Origin of the sequence: Amycolatopsis lexingtonensis (assembly GCF_014873755.1) — a bacterium.
GTDB lineage: Bacteria > Actinomycetota > Actinomycetes > Mycobacteriales > Pseudonocardiaceae > Amycolatopsis > Amycolatopsis lexingtonensis.
Genome location: NZ_JADBEG010000001.1, coordinates 816,579 through 842,662, shown reverse-complemented (window position 1 = coordinate 842,662; position 26,084 = coordinate 816,579). Strand labels below are relative to the sequence as shown.

At 71.8% G+C, this 26,084-nt stretch carries 31 protein-coding genes; 17 read left to right on the top strand and 14 right to left on the bottom strand.

The window, feature by feature from the left end; genetic code table 11:
- From H4696_RS04010 to H4696_RS03995, 4 genes are all read right to left on the bottom strand, one after another.
- Window positions 1–390: a hypothetical protein gene (locus H4696_RS04010; protein WP_086863809.1), complete on the bottom strand. Its 390-nt coding sequence runs from the start codon at window positions 388–390 to the stop codon at window positions 1–3.
- A 29-nt stretch (window positions 391–419) separates the two neighbouring features.
- Window positions 420–1,628, bottom strand: coding sequence for a cytochrome P450 (locus H4696_RS04005; RefSeq protein WP_143265328.1), 1,209 nt, complete (start codon window positions 1,626–1,628; stop codon window positions 420–422).
- A gap of 174 nt (window positions 1,629–1,802) precedes the next feature.
- Window positions 1,803–3,194, bottom strand: coding sequence for an aspartate aminotransferase family protein (locus tag H4696_RS04000; RefSeq protein ID WP_086863798.1), 1,392 nt, complete (start codon window positions 3,192–3,194; stop codon window positions 1,803–1,805).
- A 111-nt stretch (window positions 3,195–3,305) separates the two neighbouring features.
- Window positions 3,306–3,794 carry an Lrp/AsnC family transcriptional regulator gene (locus H4696_RS03995; RefSeq protein WP_086863797.1) on the bottom strand — a complete coding sequence of 163 codons (489 nt, stop codon included), beginning with the start codon at window positions 3,792–3,794 and terminating at the stop codon, window positions 3,306–3,308.
- A 181-nt stretch (window positions 3,795–3,975) separates the two neighbouring features.
- On the opposite strand from H4696_RS03995, the gene H4696_RS03990 reads away from it, so the two are divergent.
- The gene (locus H4696_RS03990) at window positions 3,976–5,343 is read left to right on the top strand and encodes an APC family permease (protein ID WP_192782054.1); all 1,368 of its coding nucleotides are present in this window, start codon (window positions 3,976–3,978) and stop codon (window positions 5,341–5,343) included.
- Here H4696_RS03990 and H4696_RS03985 read toward each other — a convergent pair.
- Window positions 5,340–5,582 carry a hypothetical protein gene (locus tag H4696_RS03985; protein WP_086863156.1) on the bottom strand — a complete coding sequence of 81 codons (243 nt, stop codon included), beginning with the start codon at window positions 5,580–5,582 and terminating at the stop codon, window positions 5,340–5,342. The genes H4696_RS03990 and H4696_RS03985 overlap by 4 nt on opposite strands.
- Window positions 5,583–5,707: 125 nt before the next feature.
- Between H4696_RS03985 and H4696_RS03980 the strand changes: the two genes are divergently transcribed.
- From H4696_RS03980 to H4696_RS03960, 5 genes are read left to right on the top strand one after another with little or no spacing between them, the layout of a single operon-like run.
- The gene (locus H4696_RS03980; RefSeq protein WP_086863157.1) at window positions 5,708–6,172 is read left to right on the top strand and encodes a hypothetical protein; all 465 of its coding nucleotides are present in this window, start codon (window positions 5,708–5,710) and stop codon (window positions 6,170–6,172) included.
- Entirely contained in the window at window positions 6,165–7,328 is a 1,164-nt protein-coding gene (locus H4696_RS03975) for a PPE domain-containing protein (RefSeq protein ID WP_143265268.1), read from the top strand. Before H4696_RS03980 ends, H4696_RS03975 begins: the two co-directional genes overlap by 8 nt.
- A complete protein-coding gene (locus H4696_RS03970) occupies window positions 7,325–7,600 on the top strand; it encodes a hypothetical protein (RefSeq protein ID WP_086863159.1) in 276 nt (91 codons plus the stop codon). The genes H4696_RS03975 and H4696_RS03970 overlap by 4 nt, the downstream gene beginning before the upstream one ends.
- On the top strand, window positions 7,597–8,289 hold the full coding sequence (locus H4696_RS03965) for a hypothetical protein (protein WP_086863160.1): 693 nt from the start codon (window positions 7,597–7,599) through the stop codon (window positions 8,287–8,289). Before H4696_RS03970 ends, H4696_RS03965 begins: the two co-directional genes overlap by 4 nt.
- Entirely contained in the window at window positions 8,286–8,882 is a 597-nt protein-coding gene (locus H4696_RS03960) for a hypothetical protein (RefSeq protein WP_086863161.1), read from the top strand. Before H4696_RS03965 ends, H4696_RS03960 begins: the two co-directional genes overlap by 4 nt.
- On the opposite strand, the gene H4696_RS03955 is transcribed toward H4696_RS03960, so the two are convergent.
- On the bottom strand, window positions 8,794–9,588 hold the full coding sequence (locus H4696_RS03955) for a helix-turn-helix transcriptional regulator (RefSeq protein ID WP_086863162.1): 795 nt from the start codon (window positions 9,586–9,588) through the stop codon (window positions 8,794–8,796). The genes H4696_RS03960 and H4696_RS03955 overlap by 89 nt on opposite strands.
- A 48-nt stretch (window positions 9,589–9,636) precedes the next feature.
- Between H4696_RS03955 and H4696_RS03950 the strand changes: the two genes are divergently transcribed.
- Window positions 9,637–10,410, top strand: coding sequence for an ESX secretion-associated protein EspG (locus H4696_RS03950; protein WP_086863163.1), 774 nt, complete (start codon window positions 9,637–9,639; stop codon window positions 10,408–10,410).
- An 80-nt stretch (window positions 10,411–10,490) separates the two neighbouring features.
- Here H4696_RS03950 and H4696_RS03945 read toward each other — a convergent pair whose 3' ends face one another.
- From H4696_RS03945 to H4696_RS03930, 4 genes are read right to left on the bottom strand one after another with little or no spacing between them, the layout of a single operon-like run.
- Window positions 10,491–10,910, bottom strand: a complete 420-nt coding sequence (locus H4696_RS03945) for a hypothetical protein (RefSeq protein ID WP_192782053.1) — start codon at window positions 10,908–10,910, stop codon at window positions 10,491–10,493.
- Window positions 10,907–11,161 (bottom strand): hypothetical protein, encoded by a 255-nt coding sequence (locus H4696_RS03940; RefSeq protein ID WP_086865390.1) that lies wholly within the window; start codon window positions 11,159–11,161, stop codon window positions 10,907–10,909. Before H4696_RS03940 ends, H4696_RS03945 begins: the two co-directional genes overlap by 4 nt.
- Window positions 11,158–12,156 carry a CHAP domain-containing protein gene (locus H4696_RS03935; RefSeq protein ID WP_086865391.1) on the bottom strand — a complete coding sequence of 333 codons (999 nt, stop codon included), beginning with the start codon at window positions 12,154–12,156 and terminating at the stop codon, window positions 11,158–11,160. The genes H4696_RS03940 and H4696_RS03935 overlap by 4 nt, the downstream gene beginning before the upstream one ends.
- 1 nt (window position 12,157) lies before the next feature.
- A complete protein-coding gene (locus H4696_RS03930; protein ID WP_086865392.1) occupies window positions 12,158–12,880 on the bottom strand; it encodes a transglycosylase SLT domain-containing protein in 723 nt (240 codons plus the stop codon).
- Window positions 12,881–13,018: 138 nt separating this feature from the next.
- On the opposite strand from H4696_RS03930, the gene H4696_RS03925 reads away from it, so the two are divergent.
- From H4696_RS03925 to H4696_RS03895, 7 genes are read left to right on the top strand one after another with little or no spacing between them, the layout of a single operon-like run.
- Window positions 13,019–13,510 (top strand): L,D-transpeptidase, encoded by a 492-nt coding sequence (locus H4696_RS03925; protein WP_086865393.1) that lies wholly within the window; start codon window positions 13,019–13,021, stop codon window positions 13,508–13,510.
- 12 nt (window positions 13,511–13,522) lie between these two features.
- Entirely contained in the window at window positions 13,523–14,287 is a 765-nt protein-coding gene (locus H4696_RS03920; protein WP_086864850.1) for a putative protein N(5)-glutamine methyltransferase, read from the top strand.
- A 35-nt stretch (window positions 14,288–14,322) separates the two neighbouring features.
- Complete coding sequence (locus H4696_RS03915) at window positions 14,323–14,799, top strand: RNA polymerase sigma factor (protein WP_086864849.1); 477 nt, start codon at window positions 14,323–14,325, stop codon at window positions 14,797–14,799.
- The gene (locus H4696_RS03910; protein WP_086864848.1) at window positions 14,796–15,389 is read left to right on the top strand and encodes a methylated-DNA--[protein]-cysteine S-methyltransferase; all 594 of its coding nucleotides are present in this window, start codon (window positions 14,796–14,798) and stop codon (window positions 15,387–15,389) included. The genes H4696_RS03915 and H4696_RS03910 overlap by 4 nt, the downstream gene beginning before the upstream one ends.
- Window positions 15,390–15,432: 43 nt before the next feature.
- On the top strand, window positions 15,433–16,146 hold the full coding sequence (locus H4696_RS03905) for a 2OG-Fe(II) oxygenase (RefSeq protein ID WP_086864847.1): 714 nt from the start codon (window positions 15,433–15,435) through the stop codon (window positions 16,144–16,146).
- Window positions 16,143–16,520 (top strand): hypothetical protein, encoded by a 378-nt coding sequence (locus H4696_RS03900; protein ID WP_086864846.1) that lies wholly within the window; start codon window positions 16,143–16,145, stop codon window positions 16,518–16,520. Before H4696_RS03905 ends, H4696_RS03900 begins: the two co-directional genes overlap by 4 nt.
- Window positions 16,520–17,008 (top strand): methylated-DNA--[protein]-cysteine S-methyltransferase, encoded by a 489-nt coding sequence (locus tag H4696_RS03895; RefSeq protein WP_086864845.1) that lies wholly within the window; start codon window positions 16,520–16,522, stop codon window positions 17,006–17,008. The genes H4696_RS03900 and H4696_RS03895 overlap by 1 nt, the downstream gene beginning before the upstream one ends.
- Here the strand turns inward: H4696_RS03895 and H4696_RS03890 are convergent, their stop codons facing one another.
- Complete coding sequence (locus tag H4696_RS03890) at window positions 17,009–17,611, bottom strand: LysE/ArgO family amino acid transporter (protein ID WP_086864844.1); 603 nt, start codon at window positions 17,609–17,611, stop codon at window positions 17,009–17,011.
- A 69-nt stretch (window positions 17,612–17,680) separates the two neighbouring features.
- Here H4696_RS03890 and H4696_RS03885 point away from each other — a divergent pair, with 69 nt between their 5' ends.
- Entirely contained in the window at window positions 17,681–18,556 is an 876-nt protein-coding gene (locus tag H4696_RS03885) for a LysR family transcriptional regulator ArgP (protein WP_225956216.1), read from the top strand.
- Window positions 18,557–18,570: 14 nt separating this feature from the next.
- Here H4696_RS03885 and H4696_RS03880 read toward each other — a convergent pair whose 3' ends face one another.
- Entirely contained in the window at window positions 18,571–22,614 is a 4,044-nt protein-coding gene (locus H4696_RS03880) for a tetratricopeptide repeat protein (RefSeq protein ID WP_086864843.1), read from the bottom strand.
- Between the two features lie 58 nt (window positions 22,615–22,672).
- Entirely contained in the window at window positions 22,673–23,296 is a 624-nt protein-coding gene (locus H4696_RS03875; protein WP_086864842.1) for a TetR/AcrR family transcriptional regulator, read from the bottom strand.
- A 65-nt stretch (window positions 23,297–23,361) separates the two neighbouring features.
- Here H4696_RS03875 and H4696_RS03870 point away from each other — a divergent pair, with 65 nt between their 5' ends.
- Both H4696_RS03870 and pip read left to right on the top strand, forming a co-directional pair.
- A complete protein-coding gene (locus H4696_RS03870) occupies window positions 23,362–24,879 on the top strand; it encodes an FAD-dependent monooxygenase (protein ID WP_086864841.1) in 1,518 nt (505 codons plus the stop codon).
- Between the two features lie 49 nt (window positions 24,880–24,928).
- Window positions 24,929–25,852, top strand: a complete 924-nt coding sequence (gene pip, locus H4696_RS03865; RefSeq protein WP_086864840.1) for a prolyl aminopeptidase — start codon at window positions 24,929–24,931, stop codon at window positions 25,850–25,852.
- Here the strand turns inward: pip and H4696_RS03860 are convergent.
- Window positions 25,849–26,013, bottom strand: coding sequence for a hypothetical protein (locus H4696_RS03860; protein ID WP_158104431.1), 165 nt, complete (start codon window positions 26,011–26,013; stop codon window positions 25,849–25,851). The genes pip and H4696_RS03860 overlap by 4 nt on opposite strands.
- Between the last annotated feature and the right edge of the window lie 71 nt (window positions 26,014–26,084).

Below are 26,084 nucleotides of genomic sequence, written 5' to 3'. Positions count from 1 at the left end.
TCAGTCCCGCGGGCGCAGGCGGATCAGCGGCAGGTCGGTCTTCGCCGCGCCGACGAGGTCGCGGCCGCCCGGGCCGCGCAGCCGCAGCTCGCGGAAGCGGACCGCCGACAGCTGGGCGGCTTCGATCGGGTAGACGTCGCCGTAGCGCTTGATCTTGTCGACCAGTTCCTTGCCGAGCAGCTCGACCAGCCCCGCGTGCCGGGTCGCGCCGCCGCCGAGCGGGACGTCCAGCTGCTGGCGCACCTCGGGAAAGCGCTGGTCCAGCTCGACGGCGAGCTGGTGGATCGTGACGTAGGCGGGGCCGAAGTCCCCCGCGTCCGGTCCCACCGGGATTTCCTTCAGCACCTTGACGAGCTTGTCGTCCATCCCGAGCTTGTCCCACAGCGTCACGCGTTTCCTCCTGCCACGGCAGCCGTTGTCTACCAGAGGACCGGCACGCGGTCCACTCCCCCGGTGACACGGTTCGTCCGGATCCGGAGTTCATCGACGTCGACGGCCAGCCGCAGGCCGGGGAACCGGCGGAACAGCGAGCCGAACACGACGCGCAGTTCGGTGCGGGCGAGGCTCGCGCCGATGCAGAACCAGCCGCCGTAGGCGAACGCGACGTGCGAGTTCGGCTTGCGGCCGGGGTCGAACGCGCCGGGGTCCGGGAACACCTTCTCGTCCCGGTTGGCCGCCGCGATCGCCAGGACGACGGCGTCGCCGCGGGCGATCCGCACACCGCCGAGCTCGACGTCGTCGTGCGCGTACCGCAGGACCCCGAGCCCGCTCGGCGCGGACAGCCGCAGGATCTCTTCGACGACGCCGTGCACGCGCCCCTCGGGATCGGCGGCCAGCGCGTCGCGGCGGGCGAGGTCGGTGAGCAGGTAGAGCGCGCCGAGGTCGATCCGGTTCGACGTCGTCTCGTGCCCGGCGAACAGCAGGCCGGCGGCGAGCCGGGCGAGGTCGTCGTCGCCGAACGCGGGATCGTCGGCCTGCGCGCGCACCAGGTCCGAAACGACGTCCTCACCGGGTTCGCGCCGCTTGGCCTCGGCGAGCCGCCCCATGTAACCGGCGAACTCGTCCAGCGCGGCTTCCGCCCCGGTGCCGATGTCCATCCGGCCCATCCGGTCGGACAGCACCCGGAACGTCTCGCGGTCTTCGTACGGGACGCCGAGCAGTTCGCAGATCACCAGCACCGGCAGCGGGAACGACAGGTGCTCGTGCAGATCGACCGGCCCGCCATCGGCGCGGGCCCGTTCCATCGCGTCGAAGCAGCCGTCGGCCAGCTCCTGGACGTGCCCGGCGAGCCGCCGGATCCGGTTGGCGGAGAAGGCGGGCACGAGCAGCTTCCGCATCCGCGCGTGCTCGACGTGCTCGGTCTCGTGGTCCCCTTGCGGCCGGCTGAGAATGGCGGCGTCCGACAACGTCGACGCGGTTTCCGGCGCCGGGTGCGACCGCCCGAACCGCGGATCGGTGAACACCGCGCGCACCTCTTCGAACCCGGTGACCAGCCAGGCCGGATCCCCCGCCGGAGTGGTCACCCCCACCACCGGCCCCTCTCGCCGCAACACCGAGAACAGCGGCGCGATCTCCAGGACGTTCGGCCGTTCGAACGGCAAGCGCGGGGCGTCCGTGGTGGCGGTCATCGGGGTCTCCTCCCGGGAGCGCGGCCGGCCGCACCAACACGGGCGACCCGGTCACCGGCCACTCCCCCGGCCCCCTGCGATCCACGGTACTCAGGAACCGCGGCGCCGGGCGGAAAGCGCGGCTTCCCCGCCCGATCGGGCCACCGCCGCTGCCCGGGAGGACCGGAACCACGCCTACAGCAACTGCCAAGCCCGGCTCAGCGTGTCCCGCAGGATCTGCTCCATCTCATCGAACTGCGCCTGATCACAAATCAACGGCGGCGACAACTGCACCACCGGCTCAGCCCGATCATCAGCCCGGCAGTACAACCCGGCCTCGAACAACGCCTCCGAAAGGAACCCGCGCAGCACCCGCTCCGACTCAGCCGCGCTGAACGTCTCCTTCGTCGCCTTGTCCTTCACCAGCTCGATCCCGTAAAAGAACCCGGCCCCCCGAACATCCCCCACGATCGGCAAATCAGTCAACTTGTCCAAAGTGGACCGAAACGCCGACTCGCGCGTCAGCACGTGCTCGTACAACCCCTCACGCTCGATCAAATCGAGGTTCGCCAGCGCCACCGCGCAGGACACCGGGTGCCCGCCGTACGTCGAGCCGTGCATGAAAGTCGTCTCGCCGCGGGTGAACGGTTCCATCAGCCGCTCCGAGGCCAGCACCGCGCCCAGCGGTGCGTACCCGGACGTCAGGCCCTTCGCGGTCGTGATGATGTCCGGCTGGTACCCGTAGCGCTTCGCCGCGAAGTCGTACCCGACCCGGCCGAACGCGCAGATCACCTCGTCGGACACCAGCAGCACGTCGTACTTGTCGCAGATCTCCCGCACCCGCGCGAAGTACCCCGGCGGCGGCACGAAACACCCACCCGTGTTCTGCACGGGCTCGAGGAACACCGCCGCGACGGTGTCCGCGCCTTCGAACTCGATCGCCTGCTCGATCTGGTCCGCCGCCCAGCGACCGTAGGCCTCGTAGTCGTCGGCGTGCTCGGGCGCGCGGTAGAAGTTCGTGTTGGGCACGCGCAGGGTGCTCGGCACCAGCGGCTCGAAGTCCGCCTTCGCGCCGGGGATGCCGGTGATCGACAGCGCGCCCTGCGACGTCCCGTGGTAGGCCAGCGCGCGGCTGATCACCTTGTGCTTGCCCGGTTTCCCGACGAGCTTGAAGTACTGCTTCGCCAGTTTCCACGCCGTTTCGACCGATTCGCCGCCGCTCACCGTGAAGAACACGCGGTTCAGGTCGCCGGGGGACGCCGCGGCCAGCCGGGTGGCCAGCTCGATCGCCGCCGGGTGGGCGTGGCCCCACAGCGGGAAGTACGCGAGCTGCTTCGTCTGCCGCGCGGCGGCTTCGGCGAGCTCCTCGCGGCCGTGGCCGACCTGGACCGCGAACAGGCCGGCCAGCCCGTCGAGGTAGCGCTTGCCCCGGGCGTCCCAGATGTACGGGCCTTCGCCGCGCACGATCACCGGGACGTCGGTCTCGTCGTAGGTGGAGTGGCGGGTGAAGTGCAGCCAGAGGTTGCTGCGGGCGGCCTGGGCGAGGCTCGAAGCGTCGACGGTGGCACGGTCGGCGGTTGTGGTCATGCCTCGGTTATCGCACGCCCCGAAGCGTCAATGCAAGCGATTCAGTCGTCCAGCCGAACTCGAACAACTAATCCAGAAGTTCCACAAGGGACAGACCTTCGGATTCAGTCGTCACGCTCCGCGAGTGCCCCACTGGTAGGTCTGCTTCCGCAGCTTGAGGTAGACCATCGCCTCCGCGTGCCGGACGCCGGGCAGCGCGCGGATCCGCGTCGAGATCAGCTGCAGCAGCGCCTCGTCGTCCGCGCAGACGGCTTCGCACAGCAGGTCGTAGCGCCCGGCGCAGAGGATCACGTACGCGATTTCGTCCATTTCGGCCAGTGCGTCGCCGACCGGCTCCAGCGGGCCGTCCACGGTGATCGCGATCATCGCCTGCCGGAACAGCCCGACCTGCAAGGGATCCGAGACGGCGACGATCTGGATGACGCCCGAGTCCGACAGCCGCTGGACCCGTTGCCGGACCGCCGCTTCCGACAGGCCGACCGCCTTGCCGATCGTCGCGTACGCCCGCCGCCCGTCCTCCTGCAGCTGCGCGATGATCTGCCGGGAGATGTCGTCGAGCACCGGCGGCGCGGGCCGGCTGGGGGTGTCCTGGCTGCTCACGCCCGGATCATCCCCGACGCGGGCGACGCCGGGCAACCGCGCCACGCCGTCACGTCCCGTCACCGAATACGAAGCCTCATAGCTGCCAGGACAACGGATTTAGTCGTCAAAGTGGCGTTGACAACACCGAATCGGTGCTGTTCCATCCGTCGCACCTTGCCCCCGGCCGGAGGGAACGCCGATGCCCCGCACTCCCGCCCCGCCCGACGCCGTCGCCGCCGTCAAGGCGAAGAAGACGCTCACCCGCTCCATCGGCGTCGGCGGCGGCACGCTGCTGACGCTCAGCTGCGTGACCCCGGCTTCGTCGCTGTTCGTCCTCGTGCCGCCGCTGTTCGCCGACCTCGGCACCGGCACCGCGCTCGCCATCGCCCTCGCAGTGCTGCTCTGCGTCGGGATCGCCTTCTGCTACTCCGAACTCGGCACGCTGGTGCCGAGCGCCGGCGGCGAGTACGCGATGGTGACGACCGTGGCGAACCGGTTCGCCGGCTGGCTGACCTTCATGCTGTCGTTCATCGTGATCCTCGTCGTGCCGCCGATCATCGCGATCGGCGTGGCCGACTACCTCGCCGCCGCAGTCGACGTCAGCCCGTCGGTCGCGGGCGCGCTCGTGATGCTCGCGTCGACCGTGATGGGCCTGCTGAACCTGCGGTCCAACGCGTGGATCACCGGCGTCTTCCTCGTCATCGAAATCGTCGCGATCTTCGCCGTGTCCCTGCTCGGCTTCACGCACACCACGCAGAGCCCGGCCGTGCTGGTGAAACCGAGCCTCGGCACCAGCGGGATCGGGCTGATCGCCGTCGTCACCGGGCTGGCCGTCGCGCTGTTCGTGGTGCAGGGCTTCAGCACCGCCGTGTACCTCGCCGAGGAGATGCGCGAGCCGCGCCGGACGGTGGCCAGGACGGTGTTCTGGACGCTCGGCATCAGCGCCGTCGTCATCCTGGTGCCGGTCGTGGCGATCACCCTCGCCGTGCCGGACGCCGCCGCGCTCGCCGGGGTCGACCTCACCGCGCTGGTCACCGGCTGGAGCAGCCCGGCCGTCGGTGCCGCGGTCAGCCTCTGCATCGCGGCGGCGATCGTCAACGCGGTGATCGTCATGGTCATCCAGAACTCGCGCGTGCTCTACGCCTCCGCGCGCGACCAGGCGTGGCCGACGCCGGTGAACCGCGCGATGAGCGTGGTCAGCGAGCGGTTCGGCGCGCCGTGGGTCGCGACCCTCGTGGTCGGGCTGTCCGAGGCAGTTCTCTGCTTCGTGCCGGTGGACACGCTCAGCGGCGTCACCGGGGTCGCCGTCGTCGCGCTCTACCTCAGCGTCGCGGCCGCCGCACTGGGCGCTCGCCGGGCGGCGCACCGGAAACCGCACGTCTGGCGGATGCCGGCCTGGCCGGTGGTGCCGGTGCTCGCGGCCGGGGCGCTGGCCTACGTCCTGGTCGAGCAGAGCGCGCTCGACCTCGGCATCACCGCGGGCGTGCTGGTCGTGTCGGCGCTGTACTGGTGGGGGTACCTGCGCCGCCGTCCCGAACGCTGGGTCGTGACGGTGCCGCGGGACTAGTCCTTCGGACGGCCCCGGAGCTGGCGGATGCCGACGACGATCACCGCGAGCAGGCCGACGATCGAGACCAGCGCCCACACCCAGGTCGGGATGCCGACGGCGGCGAGGCCGGCGGGCGGCGCGGACGTCGGGGCCGCCGGGCTGGTCTCGGGCCCGGTCTGGGCGGCGGCCGGCCCGGTGAGCACGACGAGCCCGGCGAAGGCGGCGAGAACGGCTCCGGACACGCGACGCGGGATCATCCGGACATCCTGCCCTATCCGCCTGTGCAGTCTTCGTGTCCACCCGTGCAGCCGCGGCGGGCCCACTTCTCTTCGCGGCGCGCATTGGCCAGGATGGACGCCTGGGTGGCGAGGGAAGGACGTCCATGGCGACGGTGCGGGACGAAGCCGACGCGCGGAAGCAGCTGCGCAAAGAGGACCGGCTCACGGCGGACGAGCCGCGGGAGACCGCGGCGGACGTGGCGAAGCCCGAAGGCGGCGGGTCGGCCGCGCTGGTCGCGGACGCCGGCCTCATCACGCTGGACTACGACCAGGTGGAACAGGCGAAGGCGGCGATCGACGAGCGCTCCCGCGCGCTGTCCGCGCACCTGGCCGCGGCCGCCGAGCTGAGCACCCCGCTGACCGACGGCCACGGCCCGGTGGCGCACTGGATGCGCCGCTCGTTCGGGCTGCGGGGCGGCTCCGACCCCGGCGGCGTGCAGGCCACGCTGCGGTCCTACCTCGACGAGCTGGCGTCGCTGCGGGAGGCGCTCGACGGCGTCGCCACGATCCACCGCCGCAACGACGACGAAGCCGCCGAGATCCTCCGGGCGGGTGAGCGCGATGCCTGAGTTCCACTCCACGCACCACCAGCCGACCGCGCGCGAGAAGCGGAAGGCTCGCCGCGTCCGCCGGGAGAAGGAAGTCAACGCCCGCGAAGCGTCGTTCGGCCGGATCCACTGGGACAGCTACGACCACCGCGAGCTGTGGGACATGATCCAGTCGGCGGACCCGCCGAAGCTCGGCGAGCAGGCGCACCGGTGGGCCGAGCTGGCCAAGGGCCTCGACGCGGAGACGGCCGAGGTCCACAAGCTGGTGCAGAACCTGCTGCTGTCGTGGCGCGGCCCGTCCGCGGTCCAGGCCGCGGACTCGATCGGCAAGCTGACCGGCTGGGCGAGCACGGCGAGTTCGAACGCCCGCGAGATCGGCGACGGCCTCGACGCCTACACCTCGGCGATCGGCGAAGCGCGGGCGAAGATGCCGGAGCCCGTGCACTACTGGGCCGAACACTGGTTCCAGCAGGGCTACGCGGTCAAGCGGCTCGACGGGCCCGAAGGCCGGTACCTGCTGAACGACCTGCTCGACGACAAGCTCCCGACCAAGAAACAGGCCGACGACGCCAAGGCCGAAGCCGTCCGCGTGATGGAACAGTACGAGAGCGCGAGCCACGACGTCCGGCACCGCCTGCCGACGTTCGACACGGCACCGCAGGTCAGCGCGACGGGTGACGTCGTCCAGCGCGTCCCGGTGACCCCGCGGGACCCGGACCACGGCCCCGGATTCGACGACCCGCCCGCCGACCCGCGGGTGCCCGGCTCCTCGCCGGGTGACGCGACGTCGACGGCGTCCGCCCTGCCCGCGGCGCTCACCGGGGCCGGCCTGCCGGGCGCGCTGGACGGCGTGCTCGGGCCGGGCGGTTCCTCGACGACCGGGGCCGCCGGACCGGGCTCGACCGGCGCCGCCGGACCGGGCTTCACCGGCCTGATCGGCGCCGGGGCGCTCGGCGAAGGCGGGCAAGCCGGGGCCGGCCGCCTCGGCGGCGCCGGGACCTCCGGATTCGGCCCCGGCTCGGCGGGCGGCCGCGGCACCGCGGGCGGGTACGGCATGTACCCGCCGGGCCAGGGCGCGCGGCGCGAGGAAGACACCGAGCACCGCGACAAGTACGCGGCCGGGTACGACCTGCTCGACGACCTCCCGCCCGCCTACCCGCCGGTGTTCGGCGAATGACCGGCTTCCACGCCGACCCGGCCGCCCTCGACGCGCTCGCGCGGCAGCTGTCCGACACGGCCGCGGAGTACGCGGCCGCCGTGCCGGACCTCGACGTCAGCGACATCGGACCGCCCGCGGTGTCCGGCGCGCTCGCCGGGCTCGCCGCCGAGTGGGCGGGCCGGATCCGGGGCGTGCACGAGGATTTCGCCGCTTCGGCGGAGGCTGTCCGTGCCGCGGCGAAGGCCTACCGCACCACCGACGCGGACGCGGCCGAGGAGCTGGGCCGATGACCGACTTCCGCGGCCTCGGGTTCGACCCGGTGCCGGGCAACCCCGACGCCGTCGCCGAAGCGGCCCGCCGGTGCACCGAAACGGCCACCCGGCTGCGGGAAATCCGGCCGCCCGGCGAAACCCCCGAGTGGGCCGGGCCTTCGGCGCGGGCACAGGCCGAGCGCGCGGGCCGGGCCGCGACCGGGCTCACCACCACGCCGGACGCCATGGACGCGGCCGCCGCGGTGCTGGACGACTGGGCCGGGACCCTGCTCGCCCACCACCGCCGCGCCGAAGAACTCGACGCCCGGGCCGGTACCGCGCGCCGGGCCGTGGTCGACGCCGAAGACGACGTCGAGCGCGCCGAAACCGAAGCGCAGTTCTCGCCCTCAGGCGCCGGAAACCTCACGGCGGCCCGTGCCCGGCTCTCGCACCGGCAGCAGGACCTCGACCGCGTGCTCGCCGAAGCCCGCGACCTCGAACGCGCCCACGCCACGGCCGCCGCCCGGGTCGCCGGACAGCTGCGGGCCCTCGGGGACGGCGCTCCCCTGCCGGCCGCGCCGGATTTCCGCGGCCTGGCCACACAGCTGGAGTCGTTCTCGGCCGCCGGGCGCGAGCTGGGCGTGACCGTCGCGCGCACGCCCGGCACCCCCGTGACGCCGCCGCCGGGTGCGGTGTCCGCGTTCGCCGCCGCGCTGGGTGGCCGGTGAAACTGCCCGCCGTACCGGGCATCACCCCGGTGAACCTGGACTCGGTCGAGCGCACCACGGCCGAGCTGCACGCGCTCATGGCGCGCCTGCGCGGCCCCGACGCCGCCCGCGACCTCGGCCTCGAAGCGGCCGCCGTGCAGTCCGCGGAAATCGCCCACGAGCAGCGGGCTGGCCTGCTGGCGCTGGTCGAGCACCGCGACGCGGACCCGGCGCTGCTGATCGCCGGCGTCGTCCCGGTGGACGTCCCGCTCGAAGAAGCCGCGGACCTGCGGCACTTCGTCGCCGACACGACCCCGGGCCTGCGCGAGGTGAGCAGCGCGCGGACCGCCCGCGGCTACCCGGTGGTGATCGTCGAGCGGATCGGCCTGTCCGGCGCGCAGCTGCAGGCCCTCGTGCTCGACCCGGACCGCCCGCGCGCGGCGGTGTTCACCCTGCACTCCCCCGGCGGCCGGGGCTGGCTGGAGGTCGCCGGGCTGGCCGGGACGCTCGTGGCCGGCGTCGACCTCACCCCCGCAGGGCCCGCTCCCGGTATTCGCGCGGGGTCTGCCCGGTCGCCCGGCGGAACGTCCGCGAGAAGTGCGGGGCGCTGGTGAACCCGCAGTCCCGCGCGACTTCCGCGATCCCGCGGCCCGCCTTCGCCGGGTCGGCGAGCACGGCCTTCGCACGGTCGATCCGCAGGCTCTTGAGCCGTTCGGAGACGCCTTGGCCGTCGTCGAACAGCTGGTACAGCCGGCGCCGGGAGATGTACAGCGCTTCGGCGATCTTGTCCGCGGTCAGCGACGGGTCGGCCAGGTGCGAGCGCATGTACTCCAGCGCCTCGCGCCGCCGGGCGGCGAGCGCGTCGACGCGGTCGAGCTCGACGCGCAGCGCGCTGCGCAGCACCAGTTCGGCCAGGCCCAGCAGGTGGTGGGCCAGCCCGTGCGGGTCGAGCCGCGGCCCGGCCGCCAGCACGTGCGCCACCGCGCTCGCGAACAGCGCCCGCAGCGGCGCGTCGACCTCGACCGGCCGGAACATCAGCGGCCGCAGCTCGGCGAACGAGATCGACAGCTTCGCCGCCGCGACCGTCAGCATGACGACCCCGCGTTCCGAAGGCAGCAGGTGCAGGGTCGCGTCGGCGAACGTCAGCTTCGCGCCGGACTCGGCGACCGCCCGCGGCACCGGGCAGCGCAGCACCAGCTGGATGTCTTCGGGGGCACCGGCGGCACCGCCCAGGATCGCCGCCCGCGCCGCCGCCGCGCCCGAAGCGCGGACGACGAGGAACCCGCTCGCGGGTACGTCCACCGGGTACGGCTCGGCCATCGGCACCATCGTGCCCGACGCCGGCCGCCCACGACGGGAAGGGGGACCGTGGCGCGCCGCACCACGACGACGGCGGGGGTAGTCCTGTCGCATCTCGAATTCGATCTCCTCTGGGAGGACCTGGGCCCGGGCGGGCCGCCACCGCACCCGTTCGACGTGGCCGCGCACGGCCGCACCCACGCCGAGCGCGACGAGCTGGGCGTCCGCGTCTTCGCGGGCCTCGCCGAAGCCGGTCTCACCGACGGCGACGACGTCGCCCCGGAGCTGGCGGACCTGTTCACGGTGCTGGGTTCGCCGTCGCTGAGCGTCGACGCGCTGGTGCTCGGGGAGGCACCGTGGCGGCTGCTGGCGGCGGTCCGCGACGCGGCGGGCGTACTCGCGGTCCTGGACGAGCGTGACCTGGTGCTCGAGCCGGTGCGCCCGGCCGGCGTGGTGCCCGCGGTGGTGCGGATGCTGGGTGAGCAGCCACCGGGACCGGGCGACCAGCTACGTCTCCCCCGGGCGGTGTACGGGGAAGCGATGGACGCGTACGCGCGTGCCGGGTACGACGCGTTCGAACGGGCTCTCGGCACGGCGGGGATCACCGGGCGCGCGGTCCGTCCGCTCGCGACGCTGGCGACGTCGGAGCGCTACGCGGCGGGTCAGCTGGGCGTGACCGGTCCGGCGGGCCGGACGCCGGTGCTGGCCTGGTTCGACACGGCGGCGGGCCGCTACGCGGTGACCCCGGAGGACGCGGGCGGCGAGCCGTGGGTGATGGTGACCCCGGCGGACGTCAGCTGGCTCACCGACCGCCTGACCCGCATGCTCGACGCGGCCGCCTGACCCCTCGCCGCGACCGGCCGTCTTGAATGACTCATTCAGGTCTTCCGGAGCCCTGAATGAGTCATTCAAGACTCGGGGAGTCAGGTCGTCGCCCAGGTGACCGGCGTGAAGTCCTCCTCGGGATCCGGTCGCGGCCGGATAACCGGTCCCGCCACGAACCCCGGCTCCTCCACCGGCCGCACCCCGATCCGCGGCCCGACCACCCCAGGCGGCATGTCCTCCGGCAGCAGCTCCCCCAGCAACTCCCGCCCCTTCAGCAAAGCCTCCACCCCCGCTTCACCGGCCAGCCGCCGGATCAACCCCGCCAGCTCCCCCGGCGCCCGGTTCAACGCCCACCGCTCGAACCGCAGCTCCACCAGCGCCCCGTGCAGGTCCACCGCCAGCGACACCCCGTCCCCCGCCGCCTCGGCCCGGATCGCCGCCAGCCGTGCGCCGTACCCCGGGCCCGGCTCCGCGAAGGCGTCCTCGATCAGCTCCACCGTCGTCCGTTCCCCGCTCATTGCGCCCGCCAGCTCTCCGGCGTCGTCGCTTCCGCGGCCTCGTCCGCGGCGGGCAACCCGAGCCCGTCCACGCTGTGCCACAACGAAGCCGTCGCTCGCGCGGACGACGCCGCCGTCAGCAGCAGGATGCGGCGCGCCAGCTCGTCCGGTTCCAGCCGCAGCGCCGCGGCTTCCAGGGTCAGCTCCTGCAGCGCCCCGCCGGGCGCGACCTCCACGGCGACCGTGCGGTCGGCGGCTTTTCCGGTGATCACGGGTGAACCCCTCCGTAGAACGTCGACGCCGAGAGCGTGTGCGTGTTCCGGCGGACGGCGTCCCCGGAGTTGCCCTCGATCATCGTGACCTTGTTCCCCTCGACCTTCTCGACGATGCCGATGTGCGTGCTCGTCGACGTGTTCTGCGGCCCGGTGCCGAAGATCAGCACGTCGCCCGGCCGCGCCTCGTGCAGCGAGTGCTTGCCGTACGCGTGCCCGTTGGCCTGTCCCCAGTGGTAGACGTCGCCGCTGAACGGCAGCACCGGGATCTTCACGCCGGCCTTGCGCCACATCGCGGTGGCGAACGACGAGCACCACGCGGCGGTCGGCCCGTACGGGTTGCGGTTACTGCCCGGCGGGTTCTCGCGCGTGCCGAGCTCCTTACGCGCGGCGTGCACGATTTCCTTGCCCCGCCCGGAAATATGGCTCGCGTGCGTCGTCTTGTCCCCCACGCCGTCGTGGGTGAGGTCCTTCCGCAGCTCGTTCAGCTTCTTCGCCGCGGCCTCGAGTTCGGCGTGGACGTGCCGCAGCGTCGACGCGGACTGCCGCGTGTAGTGCGGCGCCAGGTCCGCGACGTGCCCGACGGCCCGCATCAGCGCGGCCTGCGTCCCGGTGGCGACGCCCGCGTCCAGGACCTGCTTCGCCTTGACGGTGTATTCGTCGACCAGCCGCTGCACGGCAGTGTGCCCACTGTCCACTGTGGACGCCACGTGCGCGACGATCTTCTCCGCCGCGGCGCCGGCCGCGCCCGTGATCTTCAGTTCCTTCGTCAGTTTCGCGCTGGTGTGGCGGAACCCGTCGGCGCCGTGGCCGTGCCAGTGGCCGAGGACCGCGGTGCTCTCCTTGTGGTACGCGTCGTGCTGGTCGTCCAGCGCGGTGGCCACCTGGTGCAGGGCGTATTCGGCGCGGACGGCGTCCTCGGCCTTGCCGGCGAGCTTGTTCCGGTGCGCGATCAGGTCCTTCGCGAAGGACCGCGCGAGTGCGGCGGTGTCCATGTCAGCTCCGTCGGGCGTGGTCGTTCAGCGCGGCCGCGGTGGCCGTCTCGTGGTCGCGGTAGGTCTTGGCGGCGTGCTGCGCGGCCGTGGCCAGCCCGTCGGCGTGCGTGCCGACGCCCTTGACCTGCCGCTGCAACGCCAGCCCGAAGCCGGCCAGCGCGCCGGCGAACCCGGACTCCTTGCCGATCCGGCCGAAGCTGTCCTCCGCGATGTCCCGGACGTCGCGCAGCTGCCCGGTCGCGCCGTCCAGCGCGTCGGCGACGTGCCGGGTCCGCCGGACGTAGCCGTGCAGCACCTCGTCGTCCACTTTCAGCGCCCCGCCGCCGCTCTGCGCGTGCGGCTTGCCGTGGTGCGCGGTGACGTCCTGCGCGGCCTTGCGCGCGGCCGCGAGGTGGTCCTTGTAGGCGCCGTTCGTGTACGTCGACCAGGGCGTGAAGTCGCGACCGTCGCTCGAGATGCTGTTCGCGACACGGGCGTTGGTGGCCGGGTCGAACAGCTGGTCGTTCGACTTCAGGTGGTACTGGTGGCGCCGCTCCGGGCCCAGCGCGCCCAGCATGTTGATCTGCCACAGGCCGTAGGAGTTGTCCGGCGGCGTGGCGTTGTGCGCGGTGGTCCGCCCGCCGGACTCGGCCAGCGCGACCGCCACCGCGGTGGTGAGGCCCTGGCCCCGGAACCCGGCCGCGTAGGCGTGCCGGGCGATCTGCTCGGCGCTCAGCTTGGTCATGGTTCGACCTTGACCGCCCGGGTACCCGCCGCGGTAGCCGCGCTGCACGCTGGGACAACCCGCGTGCACGCCCGGCGCAACCTTCGGGGCCGTTCACCCGTACTGCTCCCGGGAGGACCTTCGACGAGGGGATGGCGGATGCGCGGCACCGGGGTGCTGACCCTGCTGGGGTTGACGCTGGTCACGGCGGCGTGTTCGGCGCCCCGCGAGACGACGCCGAGCCCGATCGCGGAGCCGGCGCCGCTGGTGCGGACGCCCACCCCCACTCCGACGCCGCCGCCTTCGCCGCCTTGCGCCGTCACGACCGGGGCGTGCGTGAGCCTCGCACAGCGGCTGGCCTGGCTGCTGCGGGACGGCCACGTGGTGCGCGGCCCGGTCCCGGCCGGGTTCGGCCCGCCCGATCAGGCGACCCCGTCCGGGTCGTTCCACGTCGTGTGGAAGGACCGCGAGCACCGCAGCGGCGACTACGGCACCGACATGCCCTACTCGGTGTTCTTCGCGGCCGGCGGGATCGCCTTCCACGCAGGACCGCTCGACGCGCCTTCGCACGGCTGCGTCCACCTCACCCCCACCGACGCGGCGGCCTTCTTCGACGGCCTGAACGCCGGGGACGCGGTGGAGGTCCGGTAGGGTCCGTCCCCGGTGGACACTTCTTCCGTCATCTCCCGCTTGCGCGCCGCCGGCTGTGTGTTCGCCGAGGACGAGGCCGCGCTGCTCGTCGACGCCGCCACGACGGCCGCCGAGCTCGAGTCGCTCGTGGCGCGCCGGGTCGCCGGGCTGCCGCTGGAACACCTGCTCGGCTGGGCGGAGTTCCACGGCCTGCGCGTCCGCGTGCGGCCCGGGGTGTTCGTGCCGCGGCACCGCACGGAGTTCCTGGTCGACGTCGCCGTCTCGCTCGCGCCGCCGGACCCGGTGGTGCTCGACCTGTGCTGCGGCTCCGGGGCGCTCGGCGCCGCGTTCACGGCGGCGCGGCGGCCGCGTGAGCTGCACGCGGCGGACGTCGAGCCCGCCGCCGTCGCCTGTGCCCGGGAGAACCTGCCCGGCGCGCACGTCCACCAGGGTGATCTCTACGACGCCCTGCCGCCGTCGCTGCGCGGCCGGGTCGACGTCCTGCTGGCGAACGTGCCCTACGTGCCTTCGGACGCCGTCGCGACCATGCCGCCCGAAGCGCGCCTGCACGAACCGCGCGTCGCTCTCGACGGGGGCTCGGACGGCCTCGACCTCGCCCGCCGGGTCGCTGTCGGCGCCCCGGCGTGGCTGGCGCCGGGCGGCACGGTGGTGGTGGAATCGAGCGAACGGCAGGCAGCCGTGCTGGCTGACGTCTTCACGGCGGCCGGGCTGACGCCGGCCGTGCACTCCGCCGACGAGCTGGGCGCGACCGTCGTCAGCGGTACCCCGAAGGTGTGACCTCACGTTCCGGCGCCCCCGGACGTCTTCAAGGTGTGATCGTGAAACCGTTCGAGCAGATCGTGGCCGAGCACGGGCCGATGGTGCTCCGCGTCTGCCGGGCCGTGCTCGGCCCCGCCGACGCCGAAGACGCCTGGTCGGAGACCTTCCTGTCGGCGCTCAAGGCGTACCCGGAGCTGCCGACGGACGCGAACGTCCAGGCGTGGCTCGTCACGATCGCGCACCGCAAGGCCGTCGACGTCACCCGCGCGCAAGCCCGCCGCCCGCTCCCGGTCGGCGACATCCCGGACCGGCCGGGCCGCGCGGAGACGTTCGGCGGCGACCTGTGGGACGCGCTGGCGAGATTGCCGGACAAGCAACGCCTCGCCGTCGCCTACCACTACCTGGCCGGGCTGCCGTACCGCGAGATCGCGGAGATCACCGGCGGTACGACGGACGCCGCGCGCCGGGCCGCCGCCGACGGCGTCAAGGCGCTGCGCGCCACGTACCCCTTGGAAGGAGCGCACTCATGACGGACATCTTCTTCACTGCTCCGGAGCTCTACGAGCTCGACCCGAACCCGATGCACGAGAAGCTCGCCGCCGCCGCCGACCGCGAAGGCCTGCTGGACGTCGCCTACCGCACCCTCGACACCCCGGTCGGCTCGCTGCTGCTGGCCGCGACGAAGCAGGGCCTGGTCAAGGTGGCGTTCGACCGCCAGGACCACGACGCGGTGCTGGCCGAGCTGGCCTCGATCATCAGTCCCCGCATCCTCCGCGCCCCGGCCCGCCTCGACCCGGTCGTCCGCCAGCTCGACGAATACTTCACCGGCGGGCGGCACACCTTCGACGTCGCGCTCGACTTCCGGCTGGCTCGCGGGTTCCGCCTGTCCGTGCTGGAGCACCTGCCGGAGATCTCGTACGGCCACACGGAAAGCTACGCCGAGGTCGCCGCGGCCGCGGGCAGCCCGAAGGCGGTCCGCGCGGTCGGCACGGCGTGCGCGCTGAACCCGCTGCCGGTGGTGGTGCCGTGCCACCGGGTGGTCCGCTCGGACGGCTCGTACGGCCAGTACGCCGGCGGCGAGGAAGCGAAGCGGCTGCTGCTCACGATGGAAGCGGCTTGAACTTCCGATCTCACGTTTCACCCCGCCGCAGCGTCTACCAGGTATGAGCACTTTCGAGAAACGCGTCGCCTCAGCCGACTGGGCCGCGGTGGCGGCGGAGGTCGACGACTACGGCTGCGCGCTGCTGCCTCAGCTGCTCACGCCGGCGGAGTGCGCGGAACTGGTGTCGCTCTGGGACGAACCGGCACATTTCCGGGCGACGGTGAACCTGCGCCGTCACCGCTTCGGGGACAACGGCGACTACCACTACTTCGCCGCGCCGTTCCCGGAGCCGGTCCAGCGGCTGCGGCAGGCGCTCTATCCGCGGCTGCTCCCGATCGCCCGGGACTGGTCCGCACGGCTGGGCCGGGAAGCCGAGTGGCCGTCCACATTGGACGAGTGGCTGGCGGTCTGCCACGCGGCTGGGCAGCGGCGTCCGACGCCGATCCTGCTGCGCTACGAGACGGGCGGCTGGAACGCGCTGCACCGGGACCTGTACGGCGACAAGGTGTTCCCGCTGCAGGTGGTGATCAACCTGAACGAGCCGGGCACCGACCACACCGGCGGGGAGTTCCTCCTGGTGGAGCAGCGCCCGCGAGCCCAGTCCCGCGGCACGGCGACACTCATCCCGCAGGGCCACGGCCTGGTGTTCACCACCCGCGACCGTCCGGTCCGCTCGGCCCGCGGCTGGTCGGCGGCCACGGTCCGCCACGGCGTCTTGGCGGTCCGCTCGGGCCGCCGTCACACCCTCGGCCTGGTCTTCCACGACGCGGCATGACACCCCGCGAACTGGCGGCGCTCGTGCGCTTGATCGGCCCCGCCCGCCACATCGTGCTCGGCACCGCGGCCGACCCCGTCTCCCGCGCCGACGGCGAGCGGATCGCCGCGGCGTGGGGCGGCCTGGTGCTGGCGACGGTGACCTGGCCGGAAACGGCGGCGTCGTGGCTGCGCCAAGCCCGTCGCTTCGCCGCCCCGGACCCGGACATCTGGGTCGTCAGCGCGACCCCGGCGGGCTGGGCCGGCATGGCGCGGCGGCTGCGGCTCTCGACGTCCTGGAGTCCACACCGGACAGTTACCACCGCCGCACTGGCGGACTTCGCACTGCCCGGCCTGCGCGGCACCCGGCCGGACGGCACAACCTGGGAGACCTGATGAAGCACCTCGAAGTCGATTCCCCGATCGGCCCCCTGACCCTCGTCGGCACCGGCGAGGTCGTGACGGGCCTGTACTTCCCGAACCACTGGACCCGCCCGGACCGCACGACGTTCGGCCCACGCGACGACACGGCGTTCCCCGAAGCCGCCCGCCAGCTGAAGGAGTACTTCGCCGGCCAGCGCACGACCTTCGACGTCCCCACCCGGGCGGAGGGCCCCGCCTTCGACCGCGCGGTCTGGGCCGAGATCGCCCGGATCCCGTACGGCCACACGGCGACGTACGGCGACCTGGCCCAGGCCGTCGGCGGCCTGCCCCACGAGGTCGGCGCGGCGGTGGGCCGCAACCCGCTGAGCATCCTCGTCGCGTGCCACCGGGTGGTCGGCAAGAACGGCAAGCTGACGGGGTACGCGGGCGGCTTGAAGCGAAAGGAGTTCCTCCTGGACCTCGAACGTCCGCCGGCGTCCGAACGCGGCCAACTCTGGTAACTAGACGCGGCTGAGCACCATGCTCACGCCGAGCCCGGTCATGGTCACGGCGATCACGACGTCGAGCACGCGCCACGCGACGGGCTTGGCGAACACCCCGGCCAGCCGTTTGGCGCCGAACCCGAGCGCGCTGAACCAGACGGCACTGGCGATCCCCGCGCCCACCCCGAACAGCCACCGCCCATCGCCGTGCGCGACCGCGACCGAGCCGAGCAGCAGGACGGTGTCGAGGTAGACGTGCGGATTGAGCCAGGTGAAGGCCACACACGCCAGCACGGCTTTCCGCAGCGGCGTCGTGTCGTCCCCCACCGTCATCACCGACGGCCGGAACGCCCGCCGCGCCGCGAGAAAGCCGTAGCCGAGCAGGAACACCCCACCCCCGACGGCAATGACCCCGATGGCGGTGGGCCACCGCTCGAGCACGGCCCCGATCCCGCTCACCCCGAGCCCGATCAGCACCAGATCGGAGACGGCGCAAATGACGACGAGCGGCGCCACGGCACCGCCGCGCAGGCCTTGCTGCAGGAGAAAGGCGTTCTGCGACCCGATGGCGACGATGAGGGAGAGCCCGGTCCCGAACCCGGCGAGGAGAAGTGTGAACACACCCTGACGGTACGACCGTCCTCCTGGATTACTCCAGCTAAAGATTCTTACGTAACATTAGTGCTCGTGATGTCAGACCTCCCGCTCGACCAGGTCCGCACGCTGCTGGCCGTAGTGGACGAGCAAAGCTTCGACGCCGCGGCGGCGGTCCTGCACGTGACGCCGTCGGCGGTCAGCCAGCGCATCAAGTCTCTGGAGCAACACACCGGCCGGGTCCTGCTGCTGCGCACGAAGCCGATCCAGCTGACGTCGTCCGGCCAGGTCCTGATCCGCTTCGCCCGCTCCCTGGCCCAGCTGGAGCACGACGCCCTCACCGAACTGGGTCTCGGCACGTCCGTCCGCACCCTCTCGATCGCGGTGAACGCCGACTCCCTGGCCACCTGGTTCCTCCCGGCCCTCGCCCAAGTCCCCGACGGCATCTGCTTCGACCTCCAGCGCGAGGACCAGGACCACACCGCGGCCCTCCTCCGCGAAGGCCTGGTGATGGCCGCGGTAACGGCCTCACCGCAGCCGATCCAGGGCTGCACGTCGACCCGCCTGGGCCGCATGCGCTACCGGGCGATGGCGTCACCGGCGTTCATCGAGCGCTGGCTGTCGGACGCTCCCCTGCCCGCCGCCCTCCCCAACGCCCCGGTGATCGTGTTCGACCGCAAGGACGACCTCCAGGACCGCTTCCTCCGCAGCCTGACCCGCCGCCGCAGCTTCACGCTGGTCCGCCACCACATCCCGGCCTCGGAGTCCTTCGTCGACGCCGTAGCCGCGGGCTTGGGCTGGGGCATGGTGCCGGAACTCCAGGCCACCCCCCGCGGCGACGCGTTGGTCGACCTGGCCCCGGACCGGCCACAGGACGTACCGCTGCACTGGCAGCAGTGGAAGCTGGACTCCCCTGCCCTGGCAACCGTCGCGGACGCAGTGGCCCGGGGCGCGAAGGAATCGCTACGCTGAATCGGCAGGCGTGATCACGATTCACCGACGCGAGCCGGCAGCCTTCCCAGTTCCACCCGGTCACCCAGCCGCTGGTACAGCGATCGACATCGAGCGAGCAGTTGGCCGCCTTGCCGAGCGTCGCCTCGGCGAGTGTGCAAGGCCACGAATTCCCGACAGGCGTCCGCGAGGCGTGCGGTATCACCGAGGTCCCTGGCCATGGCGTAGCTCTCGGTCAGGAAGCCGGCCGCTTCGTCGAGCAGGCCGAGTTCGACGGAGACCAGGCCCAGGTTCCGAAGCTGATCGGCGATGCCGAGTGGATCTCCGAGCTCCTGCCGCAACGCCAGGCTCCGCTGATGAAGCTCACGCGCCGCCGCGTGCCGACCGGCCCGGCGATGGTGTTCGGCGCGGTCCGCGAACGACTTCGCCTCGGTCGCCAGATCGAAGACAGCACTGCTGCGTTGCCCCTGCTCGACAAGGTGCCGCTCGGCTTGGTCGAACATCCCCAAGGTTTGCGCGGCCCGCGCGCACACACCGAACGCGGTAGCCGCGGCACGCGGGTCCTCCAGCTGACGCGCCAAGGTGACGCTCTCGTCCAGGCATTGTCCGGCTGCCCGGCGTTCGACAGCCGCACCGTGAGCTTCGGCCAGCTTGGCAAGGGTGACGGCGACCCTGCGGTCATCACCCGCCGCACGGTCCAGCTCGAGGCACGAACGCTGTGCATCGACCGCACCTCCCGGATCGCCGGCGTCGAGACAAGTCTCGGCCAGCCCGGCCAAGAGTTCCGCCTTCGCCGGATGGCCGTTGCGGTCACAGATGGCCACGCCGGCGACGAAGGCTTTTCGCGCCTCGTCGTATCGGCCCTGTTTCCGGTAGATCTGCCCGCAAAGGCTCAGGAACCTCGCATGATCGGCTTCACTCTCCACCAGTTGCGCCGCTCGGATCGCCTGCACCACCTCAGATTCGGCTTCGGCGAATCGCCGAAGGCCGGTCAATGCGACGACGAGCTCGGCGCGAAGCTCCGCCGCGGCGGCGAAGTCCGTCACTGCCTCAGCGAGGTCGAGACCGCAACGGAGCAATTCGAGGGCTTCCGCACTTCGCCCCGCCCTGAGCCTGGCCTTGGCGGCGAGTCGTCGGATCACAAATTCCACATACGAGTCTCCGAGGAACCGCGCCACCGGCAGGACACGCCGATAGCAAGCCTCGAACTCCTCGAACCCGTAGCTGGCGGAATAGCTTCGAAGCAATCCCCGCAAAGCCTCTACTGCAGGCTCGGTCACCACCGATGGTAATCGCATGACCTGTTCGACAAGAGGCCGTGCGGCGTCGAATTCGAGCCGCGCGATGTGAACCTCGGCGATCATCCCTAATATCTGGTGGACGCCGAATCGGTTTCCCGTATTTTGGCGGACCGAGAGTGCTTCGCCGAAGTTCAACAGAGCATCATCGAATCGTCCCGCGTCGAAGTGTACCCATGCGATGTGGACGAATCCCCAGCCTCGTCGATAGGAATCCACGCCCATCGCCGACCTGAGATCCAGCGCACGGGTGTGCACCGCGATCGCCTCCTGATATCGTCCGCAATCAGCAAGAGTGAGACCCAAGTCGTCCCAGGCCCAGCATTCGCGCCCGGGATCACTCCTGCCCTGGCTCAGCACAATACGACGCCTTGCGCAAACGATGGCGTCGACGAGGCGGCCGGCTTGCCAGTAGACGTCCATGGGCCCCTGCAGTGCGACCTCGAGGAGTTCACTGTGTTCCGCGAACAGCTCTTCAATTTCCGAAAAGCAGCGAAGTGCCTCGGCAAAGCGACCCTGTCGACCGTAGGCGCGCCCGAGAGCGCCGACCGTCCGTCCTTCGACTTCGACGCGAAGACCGCAGGCTCGCTGACGTTGTTCGCACAGCAAGGAAATCGCGCGCGCGTGGTCGCCGAGCCTGGAGTACACCTCACCGAGTTCCGTCGACGCGATCACCGGACCTTCGGGGTCTCCGAGCGCGTCGGCGACCGCCGCCCACCGGTCGTGGTGTTCCTGGAACGCCGCGATCTTCCCACCACGCCGCGCCGCAAGGCACAGTTCTTCGAGAACCTGAACTTCCAAACGGAGATCTTTCGCGTCGACCGCGAAGCGGTGCGCACGCACCTGACATTCGTAAGCCTGCCTCGCATCGCCGAACTGACCCACGATGCTGCCACGAAGGCAGGTGGCCTGTGCCTTACCAGCCAAGTCGCCGAAGGAATCATAGATCGAATACGCACGATCGAGACATTCGAGTGCGTGGGTGATCTGGCTGCACTTGCGGTCAGCCTTGGCCCTCCGCATCAGCGCCTCAGCTTCGAACCAGCGATCCGAGAGCCGCCGCCAGATCGCCAACGCCTGTTCGAGGGCATCGGCCGTCTCGTCGAACAGCAGCTGATAGGTGCATACGTCGGCGAGTACCGTCAGGGCCCAGCCTTCAGCGCGCAGATCGTCCCTCTCCCGTCCCCGGATCAAAGCCGTTGTCGCGGCTTCCTTCGCCTGACTACCGCGCGCTGACGCGAGGTGTGTCCTCGCGACCCACACGAGGGCCTCCACGTCGTCGGCCGACACTGCCCCAAGTCGCTCGTCCCCGAGGTTGATATGCGTGTGCGACACAGCTTCCAGGAAGCTCACATGGACGCCGACCATGCCCTTCCGGTCAACTTCGGCCTTGCGTAAAGCCGCGACCAAGGTCCGGGACCAGTCGTCGAAGTTGCGACGCTCGTGAAAGAAAGGGACGAGCAGACAAGCCAGTTCGACCGCGAATTCGGAATGTCGCTCGTCCAGGATGATCGCAACCAGGTTGCCGCACTCCGTTTCGAGCCAGGAGACGGCTTCGCTGCAGGTGGGGAAACAGCGATCGCCCGCCAACCCCGGGTGGAGCCACGAAACCGCGGCGACCACGCGGTCGCGATACCACGCGTACATCCGTGCCAAGGCAGCGGAATCATCCGGGACAGCCAGACGCCTGGCGTAGAGGCGCAGCAGGTCGTGCATCCGGTACCGGCCCGGCAGGTATTGCTCCGCGAGGTTCGCCCGCACCAGCTTCGAAACCAGCGCCCTCGCCTGCACGGCCGACACGTCCGTCAGGGTCCGGATCGCTTCGAGACCGAGGTCGGCTCCCGCATGGACACCCAGGCAGCGGAACAACCCGGCCGCCGGCGGCGGCAGGGACCGGTACGACCACGAGAACACCGATTCGAGATCGGTTCGCGGGTCTCCGGTCTCCAGGCTGTCGAGCCTGCTCTGCTCGTCCTGCAGTTCGTCGGCGAGGACGGTCAGCGGGAACCGCGGGTCCGCGGCGCCGCGCGCGGCGGCGATGGTCAGCGCCAGCGGCAATCCGGCGCAGGACCGGACCAGGGAGGTGACCGCCTCCGGTTCGGCGGCCACCCGCCCGTCGCCGAGCTGCCGCGCGAGGAGCTCGCGTGCATCGTCCGGGGAGAGCATGTCGAGGGTGACGAGCCGCGCGCTGTCCCGCACCACCAGTTCGGTGAGCCGGTTGCGGCTGGTGACGATGACCGCGCACGAGTCACTGCCCGGCAACAAGGGTCTCACCTGTTCGCTGTCCCGGGCGTTGTCCAGCACGACCAAGAGCCGCCGCCCGGCCAGCAGGCTGCGGTAGAGCGCCGACAACGCCTGCAGATCCGCGGGAATGGTGTCCGCGGGAATGCGAAACGCGGTGAGGAAACCCCGGAGCGCCTCTTCCGGCGGCATCGGCGCCGCGGTGGGCTCGAAACCGCGCAGGTTGACGTACAACTGGCCGTCCGGAAAGCGGTCGGCCGCCTGGTGTGCCCAGGTGAGGGCCAAGGTGGTTTTGCCGATGCCGGCCGCACCGTCGATCGCGGAGACGATGACGGTTCCCGGCCGATCGTCTTCGACGAGCACATTGTTCAGCTCGTCCAGCTGGGCCGCGCGCCCGACGAAATCGCGTGTCGAGGCGGGAAGCTGCCGCGGTTTCGGGAGTTCGATCGGCGCGTCGACGTGCCAGTGCACGCCGCCCCGGATCGTGTTCGCCTGCACCACCGCACCGACCGTCCCGGTGACGGTGTTGTCGACGGACACGGAACCTCCCGTACGCCGGCGCGACGCTCGCTCCGCGCGTCAGGACAGTGTGCCGGTACTAGCCCGGGAAATCACCGACGCCTTTCTCCACCAGGTCGAACGCCTCGTCGATGAACGCCACCTGCTCCCGCCGCACCACGTCCGCGTCCTCCCCCGCGATGATCCGCTCCATCGCGTGCGAAAAGATCGTCGCGATCGCCGTCGTCAGCAATCCCGCCACCATCCGGGAGCGGAAAGCGTCGCCCGTCTCCGCGACGAACACCTCCGTGAACGCCGAAGCGATCTCCCGCTCCTGCTCGTACCACCGCGCCATCAGCGCCGGGCTCGAGGTCAGCACCCACCAGAAGCCCGGGCCGCCGGCGATGGCGCCGGACAGGGGATGCCCCGAAGCCAGCAGTGCGTGCTGGTGCGAGCGCAGAGCCGCGCACGGCGACACCCCCGCCGGGCGGGAGGTGAGCACCGCCGTCAACTCCGCCAGGCGCTCCGCGTGGCGGTCGAGGAACAGGTCCTCCTTGCGGGGGAAGTAGTTGAACACCGTCATCTTCGACACGCCCGCCGCTTCGGCGATCTCCGCCACCGTCACCTGGTCGAAGCCGCGCTGGATGAAGAGGCCGGTGGCCACGTTCGAGATCAGCTGGCGTGTTGCCTGCTTCTTGCGCTCGCGCAGTCCGTGATCCGCCATGAGCCGAGAGTATAGACCCAGCATAAAGTTTGACTCGGTAAAAGTTTCGGGGCATCATCGGAGCCATGAACAGGGATGTGGTGATCTCCGGGGGCGGACCGGTCGGCTTGATGCTGGCCTGTGAACTGCGGCTGGCGGGCGTGGACGTGCTCGTCGTCGAACGGCTGCCCGAGCCGGATCTGACGATCAAGGCCGGGTCGGTGAACCTGACGACGGCCGAAGCCTTCTACCGGCGGGGGCTGCTGCCCGCCATGGACGAGAACGTGCGGCAGAACGCCGCGCGGATCGAGGAGTTCCTCAAGTCGCGGGGTGGGGGCGGACCGAAACCGGCCATGCCCGTGGGGCACTTCGCGGGCATCATGGTCGCCTCGAACGGGGTCGACTTCGAAGATCCCGACTTCCGGGACGTCGGGCCCGCGTCGCGCGTTGTCGTCATCCAGCAGCAGGCCGTCGAGGCGATTCTCGCCGCGCGCGCTCTCGAACTGGGGGTCGAGATCCGGCGCGGCGTCGAGCTGACCGGGTTCGAGGCCGGCGACGACGGCGTCAACGTGCGGCTGAACGACGGCGAAACCGTCCGGGCGAGCTGGCTCGTCGGCTGCGACGGGGGTCGCAGCCCGGTCCGGAAGCTGGCCGGGTTCGAGTTCCCCGGGACCGACCCCGCCGTCACCGGGCGGCAGGCGATGGCCGAGCTCAGCGGGGTCGACAAGCTGCCCGGGGGCTGGCAGCACGGCACCGGCGGGCTCTACGTCCACGGGCCGACGCCCGGGCGGATGCTCACCGTCGAGTTCGACGGGCCGCCCGCGGACCGCGAAGCCCCGGTCACCGCGCAGGAGCTCGAGGACAGCTTCCGGCGGGTGTCCGGCGCCGACGTCCGGGTGCTCAAGGTGCACAGCGCGACGCGCTTCACCGACAACGCGCGCCAGGCGAGCACCTACCGCCTCGGCCGCGTCCTGCTGGCCGGCGACGCCGCGCACGTCCACTCCCCCTTCGGCGGGCAGGGGCTGAACCTGGGCATCGGCGATGCGGTCAACCTCGGCTGGAAGCTCGCCGCGACCGTCCACGGCTGGGCGCCCGAGGGCCTGCTCGACACCTACACGACAGAACGGCACCCGATCGGCGAGTGGGTGCTCGAATGGACGCGGGCGCAGGTCGCGCTGATGCGCAGCGACGTCCGGACGAAGGCGCTGCGCCAGGTCGTCGGCGATCTGCTGCGCACCGACGACGGCGCGACCTACCTGGCCAAGAAGCTCTCCGGGGTGCTGCACCGGTACCCGCTCGACGGCGAGCACGACCTCACCGGCCGCGCCGCGCCGGACTTCGCCTTCGCCGATGGAACCCGGCTGGGCGAGCACCTCCAGGACGGCAAGGCCCTCCTGCTCGACCTCGCCGAGGACGCCGGTCTGCGGCAGGCGGCGGCCGGCTGGGGCGACCGCGTCACCGTGCTGACCGCGAAGTGCGACAGCGAGCCGGTCCTCACCGGGGTGCTGCTCCGGCCGGACGGGTTCATCGCCTGGGCGGCCGAGGACGGCGGGATCGCCGGGCTTGACGCCGCGCTGCGGAAGTGGTTCGGCGAGCCGGCCTGACGCCGGGGGCGCGCCGGGGCACCTCCGGCGCGCCCGCGACAATGGGGCGGTGTACCCGCCAATCGAGCCCTACGACCACGGACTGCTCGACGTCGGCGACGGGCAGCGCGTCTACTGGGAGACCTGCGGGAACCCGGCCGGCAAGCCAGCGCTGGTGCTGCACGGCGGGCCCGGCCAGGGCTGCACGCCGGGGATGCGGCGGACGTTCGACCCGGCCCGCTACCGCGTCGTGCTGGTCGACCAGCGCGGGTGCGGCCGGAGCCTGCCGCACGCGAGCGACCCGGCCACGAGCCTGCGGCACAACACCACCGAGCACCTCGTCGCCGACCTCGAACGGCTGAGGGAGCACCTGGGTGTCGAACGCTGGCTGCTGACCGGCGGTTCGTGGGGCACGACGCTCGCGCTGGTGTACGCCGAACGCTTCCCGCACCGGGTGTCGGAGATCGTCCTCAGCGCGATCAGCACCACGCGGCGCTCGGAGATCGACTGGCTCTACCGCGGCGCCGGCCGGTTCTTCCCCGAGGCGTGGCAGCGCTTCCGCGACGGCGTCGGGGACGACGACGTCGTACGCGGTTACGCGCGGCTGATGGCCGACCCCGGCGAACGGGAGCGCGCCGCCCTCGCGTGGATCGACTGGGAGGAAACGGTGCTGTCCCTCGAGCCGGGCGCCGAAGTCCACAGTGGACCGCTCGACGCCGCCGCGCTCGCGTTCGTCCGGCTCACCACGCACTACTACGCGAACGCCGGCTGGCTCGAGGAAGGCGCAGTGATCCGCGACGCGGGAAAGCTCGCCGGGATCCCCGGGGTACTGATCCACGGCCGGCTCGACCTCAGCTGCCCGGTGACGACCGCGTGGGAGCTCGCGCGGGCCTGGCCGGGCGCCGAACTGCTCGTCGACGACCGGTCCGGGCACCGCGCGAGCGACACCAAGCGCGCCTGGAAACTGGCGGCCTTGGACCGCTTCGCGCGTTAGCCCGGCAGCGCCATCATCGCCGTCAACGGCCACATCCCCGCCAGCCGCCCCCGCGTCGGCGGCCGGCCGGTCAGGCCGGGCCAGAAGGACAGGCCGAGCCGCACGGCGACCACGATGGTCGCCGTGAGGTGCAACGCGAAGTCGATCAGGAACGCGAACACGCCCAGGATCGCCGGCGGCGCACCGACTCGGGCAAGAACGTCTCGTCGGGAGCTTCGGTCGTCACCCCTGC

Coding starts and splice junctions, on each gene's coding strand:
- H4696_RS03870 (WP_086864841.1), top strand. CDS start 23,362: ATGAACAGGGATGTGGTGATCTCCGGGGGCGGACCGGTCGGCTTGATG.
- H4696_RS03955 (WP_086863162.1), bottom strand. CDS start 9,588: ATGGCCGAGCCGTACCCGGTGGACGTACCCGCGAGCGGGTTCCTCGTC.
- H4696_RS03975 (WP_143265268.1), top strand. CDS start 6,165: ATGCCTGAGTTCCACTCCACGCACCACCAGCCGACCGCGCGCGAGAAG.
- H4696_RS03985 (WP_086863156.1), bottom strand. CDS start 5,582: ATGATCCCGCGTCGCGTGTCCGGAGCCGTTCTCGCCGCCTTCGCCGGG.
- H4696_RS04000 (WP_086863798.1), bottom strand. CDS start 3,194: ATGACCACAACCGCCGACCGTGCCACCGTCGACGCTTCGAGCCTCGCC.
- H4696_RS03875 (WP_086864842.1), bottom strand. CDS start 23,296: ATGGCGGATCACGGACTGCGCGAGCGCAAGAAGCAGGCAACACGCCAG.
- H4696_RS03925 (WP_086865393.1), top strand. CDS start 13,019: ATGCGCGGCACCGGGGTGCTGACCCTGCTGGGGTTGACGCTGGTCACG.
- H4696_RS03990 (WP_192782054.1), top strand. CDS start 3,976: ATGCCCCGCACTCCCGCCCCGCCCGACGCCGTCGCCGCCGTCAAGGCG.
- H4696_RS03885 (WP_225956216.1), top strand. CDS start 17,681: ATGTCAGACCTCCCGCTCGACCAGGTCCGCACGCTGCTGGCCGTAGTG.
- H4696_RS03965 (WP_086863160.1), top strand. CDS start 7,597: ATGACCGACTTCCGCGGCCTCGGGTTCGACCCGGTGCCGGGCAACCCC.
- H4696_RS03905 (WP_086864847.1), top strand. CDS start 15,433: ATGAGCACTTTCGAGAAACGCGTCGCCTCAGCCGACTGGGCCGCGGTG.
- H4696_RS03935 (WP_086865391.1), bottom strand. CDS start 12,156: ATGGACACCGCCGCACTCGCGCGGTCCTTCGCGAAGGACCTGATCGCG.
- H4696_RS03970 (WP_086863159.1), top strand. CDS start 7,325: ATGACCGGCTTCCACGCCGACCCGGCCGCCCTCGACGCGCTCGCGCGG.
- H4696_RS03930 (WP_086865392.1), bottom strand. CDS start 12,880: ATGACCAAGCTGAGCGCCGAGCAGATCGCCCGGCACGCCTACGCGGCC.
- H4696_RS03900 (WP_086864846.1), top strand. CDS start 16,143: ATGACACCCCGCGAACTGGCGGCGCTCGTGCGCTTGATCGGCCCCGCC.
- H4696_RS03945 (WP_192782053.1), bottom strand. CDS start 10,910: ATGAGCGGGGAACGGACGACGGTGGAGCTGATCGAGGACGCCTTCGCG.
- H4696_RS04005 (WP_143265328.1), bottom strand. CDS start 1,628: ATGACCGCCACCACGGACGCCCCGCGCTTGCCGTTCGAACGGCCGAAC.
- H4696_RS03980 (WP_086863157.1), top strand. CDS start 5,708: ATGGCGACGGTGCGGGACGAAGCCGACGCGCGGAAGCAGCTGCGCAAA.
- H4696_RS03895 (WP_086864845.1), top strand. CDS start 16,520: ATGAAGCACCTCGAAGTCGATTCCCCGATCGGCCCCCTGACCCTCGTC.
- H4696_RS03910 (WP_086864848.1), top strand. CDS start 14,796: ATGACGGACATCTTCTTCACTGCTCCGGAGCTCTACGAGCTCGACCCG.